This window comes from Pseudomonas sp. MS01C9 (assembly GCF_058202755.1).
Genome location: NZ_CM177073.1, coordinates 4311479 through 4329659, shown reverse-complemented (window position 1 = coordinate 4329659; position 18181 = coordinate 4311479). Strand labels below are relative to the sequence as shown.

The following is an 18181-nucleotide window of genomic DNA, read 5'->3' as shown; positions in this document are numbered from 1 at the left end:
GCCCACACACGCCCCCCCGCCCTCAGCCTTCGCACCCCGCATATTCCTGCCTGCGCCCCCCATTTCATCCTTACCCGACTTCCTTATGTAGGCCAGGTCTGTCCACAAAGGCCTACTCGAAGCCGGCGTATCAAATTTTTTTCACCGCTTGGAACGCTCTATATCAAGGGTTCAAGACCTTCCGATCTAAAAAAATCCATCCGTCTCGAAAATTTATCTTGCGCGCAAGATATTTGCGCTATACATTCTCTTCACACCTACTTAGCGCACAAATATTTAGCGCAAAACATCAACCAGGAACGAGGCTCCCATCATGAAAACTCTCTACACAGCAATCGCAACTTCCACCGGCGGCCGTGATGGTCGTGCGATCTCCAGCGACAACATCCTCGACGTCAAGCTCGCCACGCCCAAGGAACTCGGCGGCGCTGGTGGCGCGGCAACCAACCCGGAACAACTGTTCGCTGCCGGTTACTCGGCCTGCTTCATCGGCGCCCTGAAATTCGTCGCCAGCCAGAGCAAGCGCAAGATCCCGGATGATGCCTCGATTACCGCCCATGTCGGCATCGGCCAGATCCCCGGTGGTTTCGGCCTCGACATCGACCTGCACATCAGCCTGCCAGGCCTGGATCAGGACGAAGCGCAAAGCCTGGTGGACGCGGCTCACCAAGTCTGCCCCTACTCCAACGCAACTCGCGGCAACGTCGATGTCCGCCTGCACGTAACCATCTGATCACCGACCCTACTGACCTCAAGGAGACGAACATGAACACATTCAGCAAAGCCCTGACCGGCACCCTTCTCGCACTCAGCGTCAGCAGCGCCTTCGCCAACGGCATTGTCGAGCACAACACCCAGACGTTCCTCGATGCACTGAACGCCGGCACTGGCAAGCCGCTGGAACAGCTTTCTCCCAAGGATGCCCGTGCTGTACTGGTTGGCGCCCAGGCGGGGGTTAAACTGACCCTGCCCAAGGCCGATGTCAGCGAGAAAACCATCCAGGTGGATGGCCAGTCGATCAGCCTGACCATCGTTCGTCCGGCCGGGGTCAAGGGGAAATTGCCCGTGTTCATGTTCTTCCATGGCGGCGGCTGGGTGTTGGGGGATTTCCCGACCCACGAACGACTGGTTCGTGACCTGGTGGCGGGATCGGGAGCCGCGGCAGTGTTCGTCAACTACACGCCGTCCCCCGAAGCGCATTACCCGGTGGCGATCAACCAGGCCTACGCCGCCACGAAATGGGTGGCCGAGCATGGCAAGCAGATCAATGTCGACGGCAAGCGCCTGGCAGTGGTGGGTAACAGCGTTGGCGGCAACATGGCAGCCGTCGTGGCATTGATGGCCAAGGACAAGGGTACCCCGGCGATCCGGTTCCAGGCGCTGTTATGGCCGGTGACCGACGCCAGCTTCGAAACTGCGTCCTACAACCAATTCGCCGAGGGACACTTCCTCAGCAAGAACATGATGAAGTGGTTCTGGGACAACTACACCACCGATGCCGGACAGCGCAGCGAGATCTATGCTTCGCCGCTGCGGGCGACCACCGCGCAACTCAAGGGGCTGCCGCCAGCACTGGTGCAGACCGCCGAGGCCGATGTACTGCGCGACGAAGGCGAAGCCTATGCTCGCAAACTGGACGCCGCCGGTGTGCCGGTCACCGCAGTGCGCTACAACGGCATGATCCACGACTATGGCCTGCTCAACGTCGTGAGCCAGGTGCCGGCAGTGCGTTCGGCGATGTTGCAGGTGTCCGAGGAGCTCAAGCAACACCTTAAGTGAATGGGCTGCGCAGCCCTGATGGCGAGGGAGCCTGCTCCCTTCGCCACCAGGAATTGCTGTATGTTGAAATGAAAAAGCCCGACTCAATGGTCGGGCTTTTTCATGCACAAGGCGTCGCTTACTTGGCGCGGCCCTTGTAGGAACCGCCATCGCGGGTATCGATCTCGATCATGTCGCCGATTTCGATGAAGTCAGCAACCGACAGCTCGGTACCGTTCTTCAGTTTGGCAGGCTTCATGACCTTGCCGGAAGTGTCGCCGCGAGCGGAACCTTCGGTGTAGTCAACCTGACGCACGATGGTGGTCGGCAGTTCCACGGAAACCAGACGGCCTTCGAAGAATACGGCTTCGCAGACGTCGGTCATGCCTTCTTCAACGAATGGCAGGACGCTTTCGATGTCTTCGGCGTTCAGCTCGTACATGGTGTAGTCAGTGGTGTCCATGAACGTGTAGGAGTCACCGCTGATGAAGGACAGGGTGGCTTCCTTGCGGTCGAGGATCACGTCGTCCAGCTTGTCGTCGGCGCCGTAGACGGTTTCGGTCTTGTAGCCGGTCAACAGGTTCTTCAGCTTGGTCTTCATGATCGCGCTGTTACGACCCGACTTGGTGAATTCAGCTTTCTGAACCAACCAAGGATCGTTGTCGATACGAATCACGGTACCGGGTTTGAGTTCTTTACCAGTTTTCATTGCGAATATCCGAATTTGGATGGGATTTACAAAAATCTAGGCCGCGTATCATAGCCAATTTCCATAAAACTTCACCAGCGCCGTGGCAAGATCGGGTCGCGAAGCCTGTTCCAGGCACCACGCCTGGGCATGTTCGGCCAGTTCCTGCTGCCGCTCGCAGACGGTTTTCCAGTGTTCGGCCATGTCCTGGCCGGCATTCCACGCCCGCCAGAGACCGCTCATCGCTTTTTGCGCCGGCTCTGCAAGTCCTTGGGTGTAGAGCGTGAGGAAAGCCTCCAGTTTGTCCAGGTGTACGTCCTCTTCCTGCTGATAGATGTGCCAGAGCAGTGGCCGGCCGGCCCACTGGGCACGCACGAAAGAATCCTCGCCGCGCACGGCGTTGAAATCGCAGCACCACAGCAGCAGATCGTATTGATCCTGCCGGACGAATGGCAGCACCTGCACCGTCAGGGCGCCACGCCGATGCACTGCGCCGACCTCCAACGGGCCTACCGCGAACCAACGTTCGACGTCCCCCAGTATCCGCCCTTCCGGCACCAGCACGTGGGACGCCCGGGCGTCGTGCGCCATGGCATCGAACCAACTCGCCAGCCCGGCGTTTTCATAGGCGAACAGGGAGATCAGGCGCGCATCCGGCGCCCGCTCGACCCCCAGGCCCTGGAGGAACATGCGCTGCGCCTCGGCATCCTGCTGGAATTGCCGGCGCCGCTCCAACAGACCCGCTTCACGCAGCAAGCCTCCCGTCCCTTCACGGAAACCAGGGAAGAAGAAATATTTCTGCACGTGGCGGTACTTGACCGACGGTAGCCCGTGGCATCCGATGACCCAGTCCTCGGCGCTCAGGTAGTCGAGATTCATCCATAACGGCGTCTTCTGGCGCTCGGCCATCGCATCCATATAGGCACTGGGCAACTGGCAGGCGAACGCGGCGATTACCACATCGGCCGCTTCGGTGGCGGGCCAGTCCTGGGCCCAGTGACGCACCTCAACCCCTTGCTGCCACTGCTGCGCGAGGGTGGTATCGATGCCTGGGCACAACCGCTCGAAAGCACGCAAGTCGTCGACCCATAGCCGGACGGCACACCGATGCTCGGCCACCAGTTGCCGGGCCAGGCGCCAGGTGACGCCGATGTCGCCAAAATTATCGACAACGGTGCAAAAGATATCCCAACGCCCGGTCATTCCCGACTCCCTGTGACAAAGGTGCGATTGTCCCGAATAAACCGATGATGCAGAAGGGCCGACGGCGATTAATCTTCATGCGACAATCACCGCCCTACGAGCCTTGCCAGGAAGCAGCCATGCCTGATTATCCGCCCGCCCAGCGCCTCGGCGCCCTGCAATTGACCCTCAGCATTGCCCTGGGATTATGGCTTGGGTTTCTCGCCATCGTCCTGACCAGCTGGTTGCTGTCGAAATTCATCTTCGACGAACAACTGGCCCCGGTGGTCGGCGCCGTGCATCAACTGGCGCAACCGCCAGCCGTGCAGCCGCCTCCCGAGCCGCCCACGCCCATGTTCGAGCAGTATCAGCAGAACCTGCAAAGGAACGAGCAGCGCCAGGCCCTGGATCAGGCCCGCAGCGATCCGCGTAACCTGTCCAATCCCAAATGCCAGTTCTGGCTGCAGCAGGACCAGAACGCCCCCAGCGAAAAAAGCCGTGCCAACGTTCTACAGTTCTGCAATTGATCATGGATAAACAGACCGTCCACCGACTGATTCTCGACAAGCTCAAGGTCGATCTCGAGATCGCCGAACGCGCCGCGCAAACCGCCTACGAAGCCGCGACCCATGAAGAGAACATCGCCGAGAACAAGTACGACACCCTGGGCCTCGAAGCGTCCTACCTCGCCGCCGGACAAGCCCGACGCGTCGAGGAAATCCGCCAGGCCCTGGCGCTCTGCCAGAACCTGGCGCTCAGGCCATACGACGAACAACGCGGGATCCAGGTAGGTACACTGATCGGCCTGGAAGATGAGGAAGGTCGCGAGCAGTGGCTGTTTCTCGGGCCGGATGCAGCGGGACTGAAGGTGTCGCTGGTGGGCCAGCCGATCACGGTCATCACCCCTCGCTCCCCCCTGGGCCGAGGCCTGCTGGGCAAGTTCGAAGGCGATGAGGTGGAGATCGTGGTGGCGGGTACCCGGCAACAGTTCGCTGTCACCGAGGTGATCTAGGGCGTACGAAAAGGTACACGACACCTTTTCGTACGCTCTCTGGTATCAATGTACCGGTAGTTCGACGCCGTCGAACAGTTCCTCGAGTTCCTGCTTGTTATGGCACTGGATGGCCTTGGCCATGACTTCCCGGGTCAGGTGTGGCGCGAATTTCTCGATGAAATCGCACATGAATCCCCGCAGGAAAGTGCCGCGGCGGAATCCGATCTTGGTCACGCTCGATTCGAACAGCTCACTGGCGTCCAGCACGACCAGGTCGCTGTCGAGCTTGGTGTCGACGGCCATTTTCGCCACGATACCCACGCCCAGGCCGAGACGTACATAAGTCTTGATCACGTCGGCATCGGCGGCGGTGAACACCACTTTCGGGGTCAGCCCACGGTGGCTGAAGGCTTCGTCGAGTTTCGACCGGCCGGTGAACCCGAACACATACGTCACGATGGGGTATTCGGCCAGCGCTTCGAGCGTCAGCTTTGGCAGCTTGGTCAACGGATGGCCCTGGGGCACGGCCACACAACGGTTCCAGCGATAGCACGGCATCATCACCAGGTCGCCGAACAACTCCAGGGCCTCGGTGGCGATGGCGAAATCCACCGTGCCGTCGGCGGCCATCTCGGCGATCTGCATGGGCGACCCCTGGTGCATGTGCAGGGCCACGTCCGGGTATTGCTTGATGAAATTGCTGATCACCGGCGGCAGCGCGTAGCGGGCCTGGGTGTGAGTGGTGGCGATCGACAGGGTGCCTTTTTTCTCGTTGGAGAACTCCTGGGCGATCTGCTTGATGCTCTCGACCTTGCGCAGGATCTCGCCGGCCGTGGTGATGATGCGCTCACCGGCCGGGGTCACGCGGGTCAGGTGCTTGCCACTGCGGGCGAAGACTTCCACTCCCAGCTCGTCTTCCAACAGTCGGATCTGCTTGCTGATGCCGGGTTGCGACGTATAGAGGCTTTGTGCGGTAGCGGAAACGTTGAGGTCGTGGTGCGCCACTTCCCAGATGTAGCGCAGTTGTTGAAGCTTCATATGTATCCCTCAAAGCAGTTGGACGCCACGGGCATCAGCGACGGTATATAACTATATGAATGGTCACGACAATAAATCTAGAACTTTTTATGAAAAGCCATCATTTAGCCTCAAGCTTCTCCCTGACGCCGACGCTGCACCAGCGGCACCAGGTACACCGGCACCCGGGATAACTGCAATACCCGCGCAGCGGTCCTGCCCAAGGGCGTCTCACCACTTGCCCCTTGGCAATGACTGCCTACGATCAGCAAATCGACAGAGAGTTTCGCTGCCTGTTCGAGAATGACCTGGGAGGGATCGCCCTGATACACCCTGACCGATTTGATCAGCTTCAAGTCCTGCTGCCCCTCCCCCAATTCTTCGCGAAAACTGTCGAGCACCCGCTGTTCGATATTGGCCATCACGGTATTCAGACCCTGTCGATGAAATTCGTTCAGCGCCTGCTCGTCGAGATAGCTTTGCAACACCGATTCGGCGAACAGCCCCATCGGCTCTACCGCATGCACCACATACAACTCGGCTTCAAACGTCCGTGCCAACGCCAAGGCATGCTGCATCACATAGGGGGCATACAGCCCCAGGTCTGTGGCATACAGCATCGAACGAATCATGTGACCTCCTCGCGTGCCAGAATGGCGGAGATTGATTCAGCTTAGCAGTGCCTCGGGGACTACGACGTGTGGCTTGACGTCCCGGACGACGGCTCGTCAGGGCTTGACTTCGTTACTGATGCCGTGGGGTACGTGACCTGTGGCGACCACTTCGCGAGCCAGTTCGCAGTGGCCGGTCTGGTCGTCGAAAAACACGTCGGCGGCAAAGGCTTCGAGGAATGCCGACTTGGTCAGGCCGCCGAGAAACAGTGACTCGTCCAGACGGATGTCCCATTCGCGCAAGGTGCGGATGACCCGCTCATGGGCGGGAGCCGAACGGGCGGTGACCAAGGCAGTGCGAATCGGGCAGGCGTCCTCGGGAAACTCGCGCTGCAGCGCATTGAGCGCCGCCAGGAACCCTTTGAACGGCCCGCCTCGCAGCGGCTCGCGGGCGGCCTGTCGCTCGCTGGCCTGGAAAGCCTCCAGCCCGCCGCTCTGGTAGATGCGCTCCGACTCATCGGAAAACAGCACCGCATCGCCATCGAAGGCAATGCGCAACTCTTCGCTGGCGGCACGGCTGGCACCGCCCGACAGGATGGTCGCCGCAGCGAATCCGGCGTCCAGGGCGCTGCGTACGTCTTCGGCATGGGTGGAGAGGAACAGATCGCAGCCGAACGCCTTGAGGTAAGGGTACGGGCTGCGACCACCGACGAAGGCCGCGCGCGAGATCGCCAGGCCGTAATGATGGATCGAGTTGAACACCCGAAGCCCCGTGTCGGCACTGTTGCGCGACACCAGGATTACCTCGACCCGGGCACGCCCCAGATGCTCGTTGAGGCTGAGCAGCTTTTGCACGAGGGCGAACGCATCGCCAGGTTCGAGGACCTCGTCTTCGTGCTCGATCTGGTACTGCCGATAGGCTTCGACGCCACTCGACAGATACACCTTGTGGCTTTCCCTCAGGTCGAACAGCGCCCGTGAAGAGATCGCCAGCACCAGCCTGTCATCGATGTTGTTTGCCATGCCTCCCCCTTCCGCCCGATCAGCGGTTGCGTCCGTCGATGAACGCCAGCGCCTGGTACAAGGCTTCGATTTTCGGTAATTCACAACCTGCCGCTTTCGCCGCCGCCAATGGCCGGCAGTAGATCGCATCCAGTTCCAGCGCACGCTTGTGGGAAAAGTCGTGATACATGCTTGGCCAGTAATCGGGCATCTTGTCGGTCATCGTAAACAGATACTCGGCGTAGCCTGGCGCGACGTGATGACCGCAGGCCTGGGCACCACGCACCACCTCCTCCATCAACGCCCGGATCAGCTCGCGGCTGCGGTCGTCAGCCATCAACGGGGTGGTGCTGGCCCCCAGCAGGACGGACAGGCCGTTGTACGGCACGTTCCACACCAGCTTCTGCCAGCGGGCCTGTCGCAGGTCAGGCATCGCCTGGGAGTCGATGCCGGCGGCACGAAACAGCGTCGCGGCCTCCTCGACGACCGCCATGCGCCCGGCCTGGTCAGCGCATGAACCGCTGTGATAACCGATATTCACCGAGCCAAGGGCCTGATGCGCGATGACGCCCGGGCCGACACGGTTCACACAGATCAGGCACAGGCCGCCCAGCAGATGCAACGATTCGGGCAACAGGGGCCGGAGTTCGTCTTCGACATCGAGACCGTTCTGCAGCAGCAGGACCTTCGCGCCATCGGCCGCCGCCTGGACGATGGCCGGGGCCAGGTCGGCATTGCTGGTGGTCTTGGCGCCGACCAGCAGCCAGTCGCAGGGCGGCATGTCGGCTGCGGATCGATATGCCTGGACCGGGTTGAGTGTCAGTGGTCCGTGGACCGCGCTATCGATCCGCAAGCCGTGTTCAGCGACCGCGCCGAATTCACTGCGCAGCAGGAAGTGCACATCATGGCCGGCACGCGCCAGCATCACGCCGTAGAACCCACCGATCGCCCCGGTGCCGATCACCCCGATCCGCGGTTTGAAGCCTGCCTGCATCATCGTCACTCCTCTGCTTGAAGGCCGAGCACATCATTACACAGGTGCCCTTCCCCGTGGCGAGGAGCCTTGCGTCCATCGGGCCGATCCTCGCCCTGGCGCAGGCGCTTTTCGCCAATGCCACGCCTTCAGGTCGGATCAAGCGCTCCCAGCACCATTAAACCGGCCCTTGCCCATTGTCGAGCAGCCTCGTAACGCGATAAGGTTCGGCTCCCCGACGCGCTTAAATCCGCTGTGCACCGCCGCGCGGGGATCGCTGGCGGCCGGCACCCGTGACCTGACGAGTAACACGATGGCTGATTTACCGATCAATGACCTTAACGTCGCCTCCAACGAGACCCTCATCACGCCTGACCAGCTCAAGCGCGATATTCCCCTGAGCGACGCTGCCCTGCGCACCGTGACCAAGGGGCGGGAAGTCATCCGCAATATCCTCGACGGCACCGACCATCGCCTGTTCGTCGTCATCGGGCCCTGCTCGATCCATGACATCAAGGCCGCCCACGAATATGCCGAGCGCCTGAAGGTCCTGGCAGCGGAAGTCTCCGATACGCTGTACCTGGTCATGCGGGTGTATTTCGAGAAACCCCGGACCACCGTCGGCTGGAAAGGCCTGATCAACGATCCTTATCTGGACGACTCGTTCAAGATCCAGGATGGCCTGCACATCGGTCGTCAGTTGCTGCTGGACCTGGCGGAAATGGGCCTGCCCACCGCCACCGAGGCCCTGGACCCGATCTCCCCGCAATATCTGCAGGACCTGATCAGTTGGTCGGCCATCGGCGCGCGAACCACCGAATCCCAGACCCACCGCGAAATGGCCTCGGGCCTGTCCTCGGCCGTGGGCTTCAAGAACGGCACCGACGGCGGCCTGACCGTGGCGATCAACGCATTGCAGTCGGTCTCCAATCCTCACCGGTTCCTGGGTATCAACCAGGAAGGCGGCGTGTCCATCGTCACCACCAAGGGCAACGCCTACGGTCATGTGGTACTGCGCGGTGGCAACGGCAAGCCGAACTACGATTCGGTCAGCGTCGCGCTGTGCGAGCAAGCGCTGAACAAGGCGAAGATCAAGCCGAACATCATGGTCGACTGCAGCCATGCCAACTCCAACAAGGACCCGGCGCTGCAACCCCTGGTCATGGAGAACGTGGCCAACCAGATCCTGGAAGGCAACCAGTCGATCATCGGCCTGATGATCGAAAGCCACCTCAACTGGGGCTGCCAGGCGATTCCCAAGGACCTCGCCGACTTGCAGTACGGCGTCTCCATCACCGATGCCTGCATCGACTGGGGTACCACGGAAAAAACCCTGCGCAGCATGCACGCCAAGCTCAAGGATGTGCTGCCCAAGCGTCAGCGCGCTTGATCGCTACTTTCTTCTAGCGCATGAAAAACGCCGGGCTTTGGACCCGGCGTTTTTCATTGGAAATCGTTGGTGTCAGAGCTTCGCCGCGTGTCGCTGGTGACGCTCCATGTAGCGTTCCACATAGGAACAGGACGGGATCACCGTGTAGCCCATCTCTTCCGCGTATTGCAGCGCCTTTTCAGTCAGCGCCGCCGCAATGCCCCGACCGCGCAAGGCATTGGGCACGAACGTGCGATAGATATCCAGGGTCTGCTTGCCCAGATCCATGTAAGTCAGATAGGCACGATGACCGTCCACAGTGGTCTCGAACTGATGACCAGCCTGGTCATGGTGGATGGACAACGCCTCGCTCATCACTACTCCTCGCGGGTCTGAATGCTGACCCCTACCTTACCGATGTTTTTCCGGCGAAGGAACATCTACGCCACCCCGTGCCTGTCCGGTCACCGAGCGCTAAAAAAGCCAACCGCTCAAACCCGAGCACGTCATGAATAGTAGGCACCAATGACGCAAATGCTCAAGGCACGCCTGTCATTGAAGGGAAAACCCGCCAGGTCGAGGGATTTGAACGCCAGCGTCACGCTGAAGTCAGCGAAGGTGCAATAGCTGAACATCGCCAGTTGTTGAGTCTTGAGACGAACGCCCGTAGTTAAAGTCACCGGCAATACCAATAAAGATGCCTGGGGCCTGCACAAAAAATGAACAAAAGTGTAGGCGAATCAATAAGCAGCGACTTTAGCGGTCGCCCCGGAGTTCCTCTCGCAAGCGGAACTTTTCTACCCTTGCACACTCCATTCAAGGGCTTGGCGCTGTGTATTTTTTAAACAACCGCAAGAAAAGTTGCTCGAAAAAGAATCACCGCCTACAATTTTTTTGCTTCTTGCGCTACGTCAGTTTACTTACTACAAGTAATGGGTAGTATGTACGCCGGCTAACTCCTCAGTCTGGGGAGACAGTCACTAATAGAAAGTCCTTGAAGGGGAACACGATGAACAACGTTCTGAAATTCTCTGCTCTGGCCCTGGCCGCAGTTCTGGCTACCGGTTGCAGCAGCGCATCGAAAGAAACCGAAGCACGTCTGACTGCTACCGAAGACGCAGCAGCTCGCGCCCAAGCTCGTGCAGACGAAGCTTACCGTAAAGCTGATGAAGCTCTGGCTGCTGCTCAAAAAGCACAACAGACTGCTGACGAAGCCAACGAGCGCGCTCTGCGCATGCTGGAAAAAGCCAGCCGCAAGTAATAGTCCTTCGGGATTGTTATCGAGCCGACCCATTCTTGGGTCGGCTTTTTTATGCCCGGGTGTTTTTCCAGGCGATAAAAAACCCGCCGACGTCGCGAAACGTCGGCGGGTCCTGAAGAGCGTTCTTACTGTTGCATGTCGATCGGTGCACTCGAGACCATGGGCGCCGACGCGTTCGGCACGGCGACCTCCACCGGCAGGCCATCTTCGGCGGCCACCACATCACGCACCATATCCCAGTTCATGCGCAGGTTGCTGGTGATGTCCTCACGCTTGAGCATCGCATTGATCACCGCGGTGTGCTTGTCCACCACCGACGGGTTGCCCTTGTCGTCCACCGGGGTATGGGCTTCCAGGTAAACCTTGCCACCACTCAGGCCCAGCTTGTAAGGGTCGTTGATGATACGCACCGGCGTTCCCACCGGCACCATGCTGGCCATTTCCAGGACATTGTTGTTGAACATGCGGAAACAGCCGTGGCTGGTGCGCATGCCGATGCCGAACTTCTTGTTCGAACCATGGATGAGGTACCCCGGGGTACCCAGGGTGAACTTGAACGGCCCCAGCGGGTTGTCGGGACCGGCCGGTACCACGCTCGGCAGGATGTCGCCATCGGCGGCATGTTCGGCCCTGATCGAAGCCGGCGGCGTCCAGGTCGGGTTCGGCGTCTTGGCGATGATGCTGGTCCGGGCGATGGGCGACCCCCAGCCTTCACGACCGATCCCCAACGGGAAGGTGTAAACCACGTTCCGGCCCTTGGGGTAGTAGTAGAGGCGATACTCGGCGAGGTTGATCACGATGCCTTCGCGCGGGCCCGGCGGCAGGATGAAACGGGTCGGCAGCACGATCTCGGTGCCGGCGCCCGGCAGCCAGGGATCGACACCCGGGTTGGCGGCGACCATTTCGGTATAGCCCAGGTCATAGGTCGTGCCCAGGTCGGCGAAAGTGTCCTCGTACTTGGCCTTGATCACCTGCACCTGGCCGACAATGTCTTCGCCGGGTGGTGGCAGGGGCAATTCCAGGGCAGCAACGGGCCCGGCCATACACAGGGCGGCAAGAGACAGGCAGCGGGCGACGGCAGGCAAGCGCGGCAACATCCGGGGAATCCTTCGCAGATCGAACAGAGGGTATGAAGATCGCGATTGTACACCGTCCCCCGTTATTTCGGGGAGGGCAGGATGATCACAACTCGAACCGCAGTTCCGGCCAGATCGGCGAGGTGCCGCGCTTCTGGGACTCCAGGATCGCCCGGCATAACGAACACAGGCGATGGTCCTGGAAGATCTTGCGATCCACGCTCGACCAGCGAGGCTGGGCCGGCAGCAGGCTGCCGCAGAGCGTCCGGTCGGCCGAGCCGCCGAGCTCCAGCTGCCGGGTCACCAGGTGTACCCGCACTTCCTGGCAGGCGAACAGGTCCAGCTGTTCGTCAGGCTCGATCAGTTGGTAGGCAAACAGGGACCAGGCGGGACGCGGCATCGGGGGCTCCAAATCGGGGGCGCCACATTAGCCGAAAGACCGCCTGTAGAAAAGCGTCAAAGCAACGGTTTCAGGGTCGGCCAGACATTTTCCAGCAACTTGCCCTGGGCCGCGACGGACGGGTGCAATCCGTCGTCCTGCATCATCCCCGGTACCCCACCGACGCCCTGGAGGAAAAACGGCACCAGCGGTACTTTTTTCTCATCGGCCAGGGTGCTGTAGACCCTGGCGAAGGCATCGGTGTAGCGTCGCCCGTAATTGGGCGGCAGTTGCATGCCGAGCAGCAACACCTTGGCACCGCTGTCACGGGCGCTGTCGATCATCGCTGCAAGGTTTTGTTGCAATTGTGTTGGCGGTTGTCCACGCAGGCCGTCATTGCCCCCCAGCTCGAGGATCACGAGGTCCGGTTTATGGGCTGCAAGCAGCGCCGGCAGCCGCGCCTGGCCGCCCGCGCTGGTGTCGCCACTGATGGAAGCATTGACCACTTTATCGTCAAAACCCTCGGCCTTGAGCCGCTGTTCGAGCAATGACACCCAGCCTTGCCGGGTATCCAGGCCGAAAGCCGCGCTGATACTATCGCCAACGATCAGGACTGTACCCGCCGCTGCGTTCTGGACCATGCACATCAAGGCCAGGCCGGCACTCAAAAACCACACACGCATCGGATTCTCCATGGGCTCAAGCATTCTCACCGCGAAGGACCTTAGCAAAGTGGTTCCCAGCGCGGAAGGTGAACTGACCATCCTGCACGAACTCAGCCTGGAATTGAACAAGGGCGACAGCCTGGCCATCGTCGGCGCCTCCGGTTCCGGAAAATCCACGCTCCTGGGCCTCTTGGCCGGCCTCGACCTGCCCAGCAGCGGTGAAGTGACACTGGCCGGCCAGGCCCTCAGTGCGCTGGACGAGGACCAGCGGGCCCGGATTCGCGCCGAGCATGTCGGTTTCGTCTTCCAGTCGTTCCAGTTGCTCGACAGCCTCAACGCCCTGGAAAACGTCATGCTGCCGCTGGAGCTTGACGGTCACAAGGACGCCCGGGAGCGGGCCACGGAATTGCTGCAGCGGGTCGGCCTCGGGCAACGCCTGACGCACTCGCCCCGCCAGCTTTCCGGCGGCGAGCAGCAACGTGTGGCGATTGCCCGTGCCTTCGCCGCCGAACCCGACGTACTGTTTGCCGACGAACCCACCGGTAACCTCGACAGTCACACCGGGGAGCGCATCAGTGATCTTCTGTTCGAATTGAACAAGGAAAGCGGCACCACCCTGGTGCTGGTCACCCACGATGAACGCCTGGCCCATCGCTGCCGGCGCCTGATCCGACTTGAAGCCGGCCAGATGGTCGCCCCCCTGGAGCCTTGATGGCACGCCTGCCGCTGTTGCGCCTGTTCAGTCTCGCCGTTCGCCAACTGCTACGCGACGCCCGCGCCGGCGAGTTGCGCGTGCTGTTCTTCGCCCTGCTGGTGGCGGTGGCGGCGAGCACCGCCATCGGTTATTTCGGTGCCCGCCTCAACGGCGCGATGATGATGCGCGCCACTGAATTTCTCGGTGCCGACCTGCTGCTCGAAGGCAGCTCGCCCGCCCGCCCCGAACAGATCCGCAGCGGCACCGACCTGGGCCTGGAACATGCCCAGGTGGTGGAGTTCTCCAGCGTGGTCGCCACGGACAACGGCATCCAGCTGTCCAGCGTCAAGGCAGTCGGCGAGCTGTATCCCTTGCGCGGGCAGTTGAAAAGCGCACCGACTCCGTTCGCCCCGGAAGAAGCCGGCGGGCGGCCGAAACCGGGCGAGGCCTGGGTCGAAGCACGCCTGTTGACGGCACTGGACCTGAAAATCGGCGACAGCATCGATATCGGCAACAAGACCCTGCGCCTGAGCCGGGTACTGACCTACGAACCGGATCGCGCCGGCAATTTCTACAGCCTCACCCCCCGGGTCATGATCAACCTGGAGGACCTGGAAGCCACTGGCGTGGTCCAGCCCGGCAGCCGTGTCAGTTATCGCGAACTGTGGCGAGGCCCGGCACCGGCCTTGCAGACTTACCGCGACATGGTCAATCCCGGCCTCGAAGCCAACCAGCGCCTGCAGGACGCCCGCGACGGCAACCGGCAGATCGGTGGCGCACTCGGCAAGGCCGAGCGCTACCTGAACATGGCCAGCCTGGTGGCGGTGCTGTTGTCCGGCGTCGCCGTCGCGCTCTGCGCCAATCGTTTTGCCACCCGCCGCTTCGATGCCAGTGCCCTGTTGCGCTGCCTCGGCCTGTCACGCCGGGAAACCATGTTGCTGTTCAGCCTTCAACTGGCGGTACTGGGCCTGCTGGCCAGCATCAGTGGCGCCCTGCTCGGCTGGCTCGCGCAATTGGGACTCTTCGCCCTGCTGCACGACCTGCTGCCTGCCACCGTGCCGCCGGGCGGTCTGCTGCCCGCGATTGCCGGCACCGGCACCGGGCTGGTGGCCCTGGTCGGATTCGCCCTGCCGCCACTGGCGGCGCTGGGGCGAGTGCCGCCGTTGCGGGTGTTGCGCCGGGACATGTTGCCGATTCCCTCCAGCACCTGGGTGGTCTACGGTGCCGCGCTGGGTGCCTTGGGCTTGATCATGTGGCGCCTGAGCCTGGACCTGGTGCTGACCTTCGCCCTGCTCGGTGGCGGCGTCGTCGCCGCCCTGGTACTGGGCGGCCTGCTGTTGCTGCTGCTTCAAAGCCTGCGCCGGATGCTGGCGCGTGCCTCGTTGCCGTGGCGACTGGGGCTCGGCCAGTTGCTGCGTCATCCGTTGGCGGCAGCCGGGCAGTCATTGGCGTTCGGCCTGATCCTGCTGTCCATGGCCTTGATTGCGCTCTTGCGCGGCGAGTTGCTGGACACCTGGCAGAACCAACTGCCGAAAAATGCCCCGAACTACTTCGCCCTGAACATCCTGCCCAATGACAAGCAGGCCTTCACCGACAAGCTGCTGCAGTTGTCGGCACAATCGGCTCCCCTCTACCCTGTCGTACCGGGACGGCTGATCAGCATCAACGGCGAGCCGGCCAAGGAGTTCGTCACCAAGGATTCGGCAGGGGACCGCGCGCTGCAACGTGACCTGAGCCTGACCTGGGCCGCGGACCTGCCGGCGGGCAACGTCGTCACGGCCGGGACCTGGTGGCCACAGCAACCGCCGGATGACATGCCGGGGGTCTCGGTGGAGGGCAAGGTAGCCGAGAACCTCAAGATCAAGCTCGGCGATCGATTGCTGTTCAGTGTGGGCGGCGTCAACCGCGAAGCGAAGGTCACCAGCCTGCGGGAAATCAACTGGGACAACTTCCAGCCGAACTTCTTCATGATCTTCCAGCCCGGCACCTTGAAGGACCTGCCGGCCACCTACCTCACCAGTTTCTATCTGGCCGCCGGTCACGATCAGCAGATCGTCGAGCTGTCCCGGGCGTTCCCGGCGGTCACGATCCTGCAGGTCGAAGCCTTGCTCGAACAATTGCGCAGCATCCTGGCCCAGGTGACCCTGGCCGTGGAATACGTGCTGCTGTTCGTACTCGCGGCGGGCATGGCCGTGCTGTTCTCCGGCCTGCAGGCCACGCTCGATGAACGCATCCGCCAAGGCGCATTGTTGCGCGCCCTGGGCGCCGGACGACCGCTGCTGGTCAAGGCACGACGCATCGAGTTCGGCCTGCTGGGCGCGGTCAGCGGCTTGCTGGCGGCCTTGGGTTCGGAAGTCGTGAGCCTGGTGCTCTACCGCTACGCCTTCGACCTGCCCTGGCATCCACATCCATGGCTGCTGGTATTGCCGCTGGTGGGAGCATTGCTCATTGGTTACGCCGGGGTGTTCGGTACCCGTCGGGCACTCAACGCCAGCCCGCTGACAGTTTTGCGCGAGGGTTGATAGACTTCGGTCTCATCGTCAAAAGAAGCCGCCATGAGTCGTTATCGCCCTCCCCGCACCGCCGGTACCGCCCTGATCACTCCCGAGGGCGAAGCGCGGATGCGTGCCGAATTCCATGAGTTGTGGCATGTGCGTCGCCCTCAGGTCACGCAGGCCGTCAGCGAGGCCGCGGCTCAGGGCGATCGCTCGGAAAATGCCGAGTACACCTACGGCAAGAAAATGCTGCGGGAAATCGACAGCCGTGTGCGTTTCCTCACCAAGCGCCTCGAAGCGCTCAAGGTGGTAACGGAAAAACCCAGCGACCCGAACAAGGTCTACTTCGGCGCCTGGGTCACGGTCGAAGATGAGGACGGCAAAGAGTCGCGCTATCGCATCGTCGGACCCGACGAACTGGATTTGAAACAGAACCTGATCAGCATCGATTCGCCCTTGGCGCGGGCGTTGATTGGCAAGGCCCTGGACGCCGAAGTCAGGGTCCAGACTCCTACAGGTGAAAAGCTGGTCTACATCGTGGATATCGCCTATCCATGACGCGTGCCTGCCCTAGGGCACGCGGGCGCGGAAACATCCCACCAAACTTGAAACTTTGACACGGCTGCTGTCCTGCGCAGAATGACTGGCGCAGGCTGTGTCACGCCTTTTGCTCAAAAAAATTATTCAAGGATGAATAATCATGCAGATTACCCACCATGGACTGGATTGCTGGATGTACAACACCCCCGAGTTATACAAACTGCGCATCGACGAACTTATCTTGCCCGGCACGCATGACTCCGGAGCCGATAAAAAAGCCCCCAACCTTACGCTGCCTCAAGAGAAGACCCAGGACGTGCCGATCATCGAACAGATCCTGGCGGGCTTTCGCGTGCTGGACCTGCGCGTGGTGTGTTCTGGCAACGCTCCCCCCGGCAGCGACGGGCGCTTTCAATTGTTCCACCTCACCTCATCCGGGCGCACGGTGAGCGGCGATGTCCTGGATCAATTGAACAATTTCTACGACGACCTCGACCACAAGGCAACGCGGGCGAAGGAAATCATCATTCTGAATTTTCACAAGTTCAAGAACTTCACCCGCGCGACCCATCGGGAACTGCATGAGTTGATCCATACGAAAATCGGACAACGGCTGATACCCAGGAACTGGCGCAAGGCAACGGTGGAAGATATCTGGACGCATCGGCCGGGGCGCACGGTGGTCATCTCCTACAACCACCGCGTCAGGGCCAAATACTGGAAAGGCGTGGAACACCAATGGAGCGGCAAGAACCTGAATACCACCAGCGCCTTGAAGAAGTTCATGGACGAACAATCCGCCCGGAAGAAACCCGACTTCGTCCTACGCTCGATACAATGCGCCAAGTATGTGCTGCCCCTGCATATTCCGGATGATTTCAGCGACAAGATCGATCTGTGGTTCGAGTCCAGGAACAGCGACAGCTATATACAACGCTTCCACATCATCAATACCGACTGGTCGACCCGCAGCCAGATCGTCTTCAACTGCATGCATGCCAATCGGCTTCGGGCGAAGGCAAAGAGCGCCTCCCTCACCGCCGCGTGATCAACCCTTGCCGCGCCACGCGGGTCAGTTGCCGGATCATCTCCGGAGCATCCGCCGCACTGGGCGCCTGGATGACGGCCAGGTCGAAACTGTCGTTGGCAAAACGTGCCAGCGACTCGCCGTCTTCGACGAATTGAATGAGGAATGCCGCGGGGCCGTGGCTGCGTCGAGGCCAGCCATCGAGATAGCGCAACAATGTAGGCTGGTGGGTACCGCCCAGGAGGATTTTCGGATTACGCTGCAGAAGACTTGCCGTAATAGGCGCCAGACGGGCCAGGGAGTTGGGTGCGTTCATCGTGTCGTGTCTCTGCCTCGAAAGTCTGCATGGCAGGTGAGAGGCAACACCGAACCAGCGCTTTAGCGGTATTTCGAAGCCGTGTCTCTGGCTTCTGACGGCAACTCCCTGAGTCACCTGGCGCCCCGCAAGTA

The 18181-nt window shown here is 61.2% G+C and carries 22 protein-coding genes; 10 read left to right on the top strand and 12 right to left on the bottom strand.

Features of this window, described 5'->3' with window-relative positions; genetic code table 11:
* The first annotated feature begins 313 nt into the window (after positions 1 to 313).
* Both AC1M7R_RS19755 and AC1M7R_RS19750 read left to right on the top strand, forming a co-directional pair.
* Positions 314 to 733: an organic hydroperoxide resistance protein gene (locus AC1M7R_RS19755; protein WP_072389253.1), complete on the top strand. Its 420-nt coding sequence runs from the start codon at positions 314 to 316 to the stop codon at positions 731 to 733.
* Between the two features lie 32 nt (positions 734 to 765).
* Positions 766 to 1779, top strand: a complete 1014-nt coding sequence (locus AC1M7R_RS19750; RefSeq protein WP_337349387.1) for an alpha/beta hydrolase — start codon at positions 766 to 768, stop codon at positions 1777 to 1779.
* 118 nt (positions 1780 to 1897) lie between these two features.
* Here the strand turns inward: AC1M7R_RS19750 and AC1M7R_RS19745 are convergent, their stop codons facing one another.
* Positions 1898 to 2467, bottom strand: a complete 570-nt coding sequence (locus AC1M7R_RS19745) for an elongation factor P (RefSeq protein WP_053155174.1) — start codon at positions 2465 to 2467, stop codon at positions 1898 to 1900.
* Positions 2468 to 2515: 48 nt separating this feature from the next.
* Positions 2516 to 3649, bottom strand: a complete 1134-nt coding sequence (earP, locus tag AC1M7R_RS19740) for an elongation factor P maturation arginine rhamnosyltransferase EarP (protein ID WP_072389257.1) — start codon at positions 3647 to 3649, stop codon at positions 2516 to 2518.
* 119 nt (positions 3650 to 3768) lie between these two features.
* On the opposite strand from earP, the gene AC1M7R_RS19735 reads away from it, so the two are divergent.
* Both AC1M7R_RS19735 and AC1M7R_RS19730 read left to right on the top strand, forming a co-directional pair.
* Positions 3769 to 4155, top strand: a complete 387-nt coding sequence (locus AC1M7R_RS19735) for a hypothetical protein (RefSeq protein WP_072389259.1) — start codon at positions 3769 to 3771, stop codon at positions 4153 to 4155.
* A 2-nt stretch (positions 4156 to 4157) separates the two neighbouring features.
* A complete protein-coding gene (locus AC1M7R_RS19730) occupies positions 4158 to 4640 on the top strand; it encodes a GreA/GreB family elongation factor (protein ID WP_072389261.1) in 483 nt (160 codons plus the stop codon).
* A 45-nt stretch (positions 4641 to 4685) separates the two neighbouring features.
* On the opposite strand, the gene cysB is transcribed toward AC1M7R_RS19730, so the two are convergent.
* The 4 genes from cysB to AC1M7R_RS19710 all read right to left on the bottom strand — a co-directional run bounded on the left by cysB (position 4686) and on the right by AC1M7R_RS19710 (position 8246).
* On the bottom strand, positions 4686 to 5660 hold the full coding sequence (cysB, locus tag AC1M7R_RS19725) for an HTH-type transcriptional regulator CysB (protein ID WP_072389263.1): 975 nt from the start codon (positions 5658 to 5660) through the stop codon (positions 4686 to 4688).
* Positions 5661 to 5770: 110 nt separating this feature from the next.
* Entirely contained in the window at positions 5771 to 6271 is a 501-nt protein-coding gene (locus AC1M7R_RS19720) for a universal stress protein (RefSeq protein WP_014337270.1), read from the bottom strand.
* 96 nt (positions 6272 to 6367) lie between these two features.
* On the bottom strand, positions 6368 to 7273 hold the full coding sequence (locus tag AC1M7R_RS19715) for a 5'-nucleotidase (RefSeq protein ID WP_072430307.1): 906 nt from the start codon (positions 7271 to 7273) through the stop codon (positions 6368 to 6370).
* A gap of 19 nt (positions 7274 to 7292) precedes the next feature.
* Positions 7293 to 8246 carry a putative 2-dehydropantoate 2-reductase gene (locus AC1M7R_RS19710; protein WP_490610489.1) on the bottom strand — a complete coding sequence of 318 codons (954 nt, stop codon included), beginning with the start codon at positions 8244 to 8246 and terminating at the stop codon, positions 7293 to 7295.
* Positions 8247 to 8538: 292 nt separating this feature from the next.
* Here AC1M7R_RS19710 and AC1M7R_RS19705 point away from each other — a divergent pair, with 292 nt between their 5' ends.
* Positions 8539 to 9615 carry a 3-deoxy-7-phosphoheptulonate synthase gene (locus AC1M7R_RS19705; protein ID WP_490609852.1) on the top strand — a complete coding sequence of 359 codons (1077 nt, stop codon included), beginning with the start codon at positions 8539 to 8541 and terminating at the stop codon, positions 9613 to 9615.
* Between the two features lie 72 nt (positions 9616 to 9687).
* Here the strand turns inward: AC1M7R_RS19705 and AC1M7R_RS19700 are convergent, their stop codons facing one another.
* On the bottom strand, positions 9688 to 9969 hold the full coding sequence (locus AC1M7R_RS19700; protein ID WP_042728324.1) for a GNAT family N-acetyltransferase: 282 nt from the start codon (positions 9967 to 9969) through the stop codon (positions 9688 to 9690).
* A gap of 131 nt (positions 9970 to 10100) precedes the next feature.
* On the bottom strand, positions 10101 to 10274 hold the full coding sequence (locus AC1M7R_RS19695) for a hypothetical protein (RefSeq protein ID WP_156682188.1): 174 nt from the start codon (positions 10272 to 10274) through the stop codon (positions 10101 to 10103).
* 329 nt (positions 10275 to 10603) lie between these two features.
* Here AC1M7R_RS19695 and oprI point away from each other — a divergent pair, with 329 nt between their 5' ends.
* Entirely contained in the window at positions 10604 to 10855 is a 252-nt protein-coding gene (gene oprI / locus AC1M7R_RS19690) for an outer membrane lipoprotei OprI (protein WP_011335311.1), read from the top strand.
* A gap of 125 nt (positions 10856 to 10980) precedes the next feature.
* Here oprI and AC1M7R_RS19685 read toward each other — a convergent pair whose 3' ends face one another.
* From AC1M7R_RS19685 to AC1M7R_RS19675, 3 genes are all read right to left on the bottom strand, one after another.
* Positions 10981 to 11952, bottom strand: coding sequence for a L,D-transpeptidase family protein (locus AC1M7R_RS19685; RefSeq protein WP_072389269.1), 972 nt, complete (start codon positions 11950 to 11952; stop codon positions 10981 to 10983).
* Positions 11953 to 12037: 85 nt separating this feature from the next.
* The gene (locus AC1M7R_RS19680) at positions 12038 to 12331 is read right to left on the bottom strand and encodes a hypothetical protein (protein WP_003199347.1); all 294 of its coding nucleotides are present in this window, start codon (positions 12329 to 12331) and stop codon (positions 12038 to 12040) included.
* Between the two features lie 56 nt (positions 12332 to 12387).
* Complete coding sequence (locus tag AC1M7R_RS19675) at positions 12388 to 12993, bottom strand: arylesterase (RefSeq protein ID WP_072389271.1); 606 nt, start codon at positions 12991 to 12993, stop codon at positions 12388 to 12390.
* A gap of 10 nt (positions 12994 to 13003) precedes the next feature.
* Here AC1M7R_RS19675 and AC1M7R_RS19670 point away from each other — a divergent pair, with 10 nt between their 5' ends.
* The 4 genes from AC1M7R_RS19670 (at position 13004) to AC1M7R_RS19655 (ending at position 17752) form a co-directional block, all read left to right on the top strand.
* Positions 13004 to 13687, top strand: coding sequence for an ABC transporter ATP-binding protein (locus AC1M7R_RS19670; protein ID WP_072389273.1), 684 nt, complete (start codon positions 13004 to 13006; stop codon positions 13685 to 13687).
* Positions 13687 to 16191: an ABC transporter permease gene (locus AC1M7R_RS19665; RefSeq protein WP_490609851.1), complete on the top strand. Its 2505-nt coding sequence runs from the start codon at positions 13687 to 13689 to the stop codon at positions 16189 to 16191. Before AC1M7R_RS19670 ends, AC1M7R_RS19665 begins: the two co-directional genes overlap by 1 nt.
* A gap of 33 nt (positions 16192 to 16224) precedes the next feature.
* Positions 16225 to 16722 (top strand): transcription elongation factor GreB, encoded by a 498-nt coding sequence (gene greB / locus AC1M7R_RS19660; RefSeq protein WP_072389278.1) that lies wholly within the window; start codon positions 16225 to 16227, stop codon positions 16720 to 16722.
* Between the two features lie 142 nt (positions 16723 to 16864).
* Positions 16865 to 17752 (top strand): PI-PLC domain-containing protein, encoded by an 888-nt coding sequence (locus AC1M7R_RS19655; protein ID WP_123596406.1) that lies wholly within the window; start codon positions 16865 to 16867, stop codon positions 17750 to 17752.
* Here the strand turns inward: AC1M7R_RS19655 and AC1M7R_RS19650 are convergent.
* The gene (locus AC1M7R_RS19650) at positions 17739 to 18047 is read right to left on the bottom strand and encodes a hypothetical protein (RefSeq protein WP_072389282.1); all 309 of its coding nucleotides are present in this window, start codon (positions 18045 to 18047) and stop codon (positions 17739 to 17741) included. The genes AC1M7R_RS19655 and AC1M7R_RS19650 overlap by 14 nt on opposite strands.
* Positions 18048 to 18181: the final 134 nt, after the last annotated feature.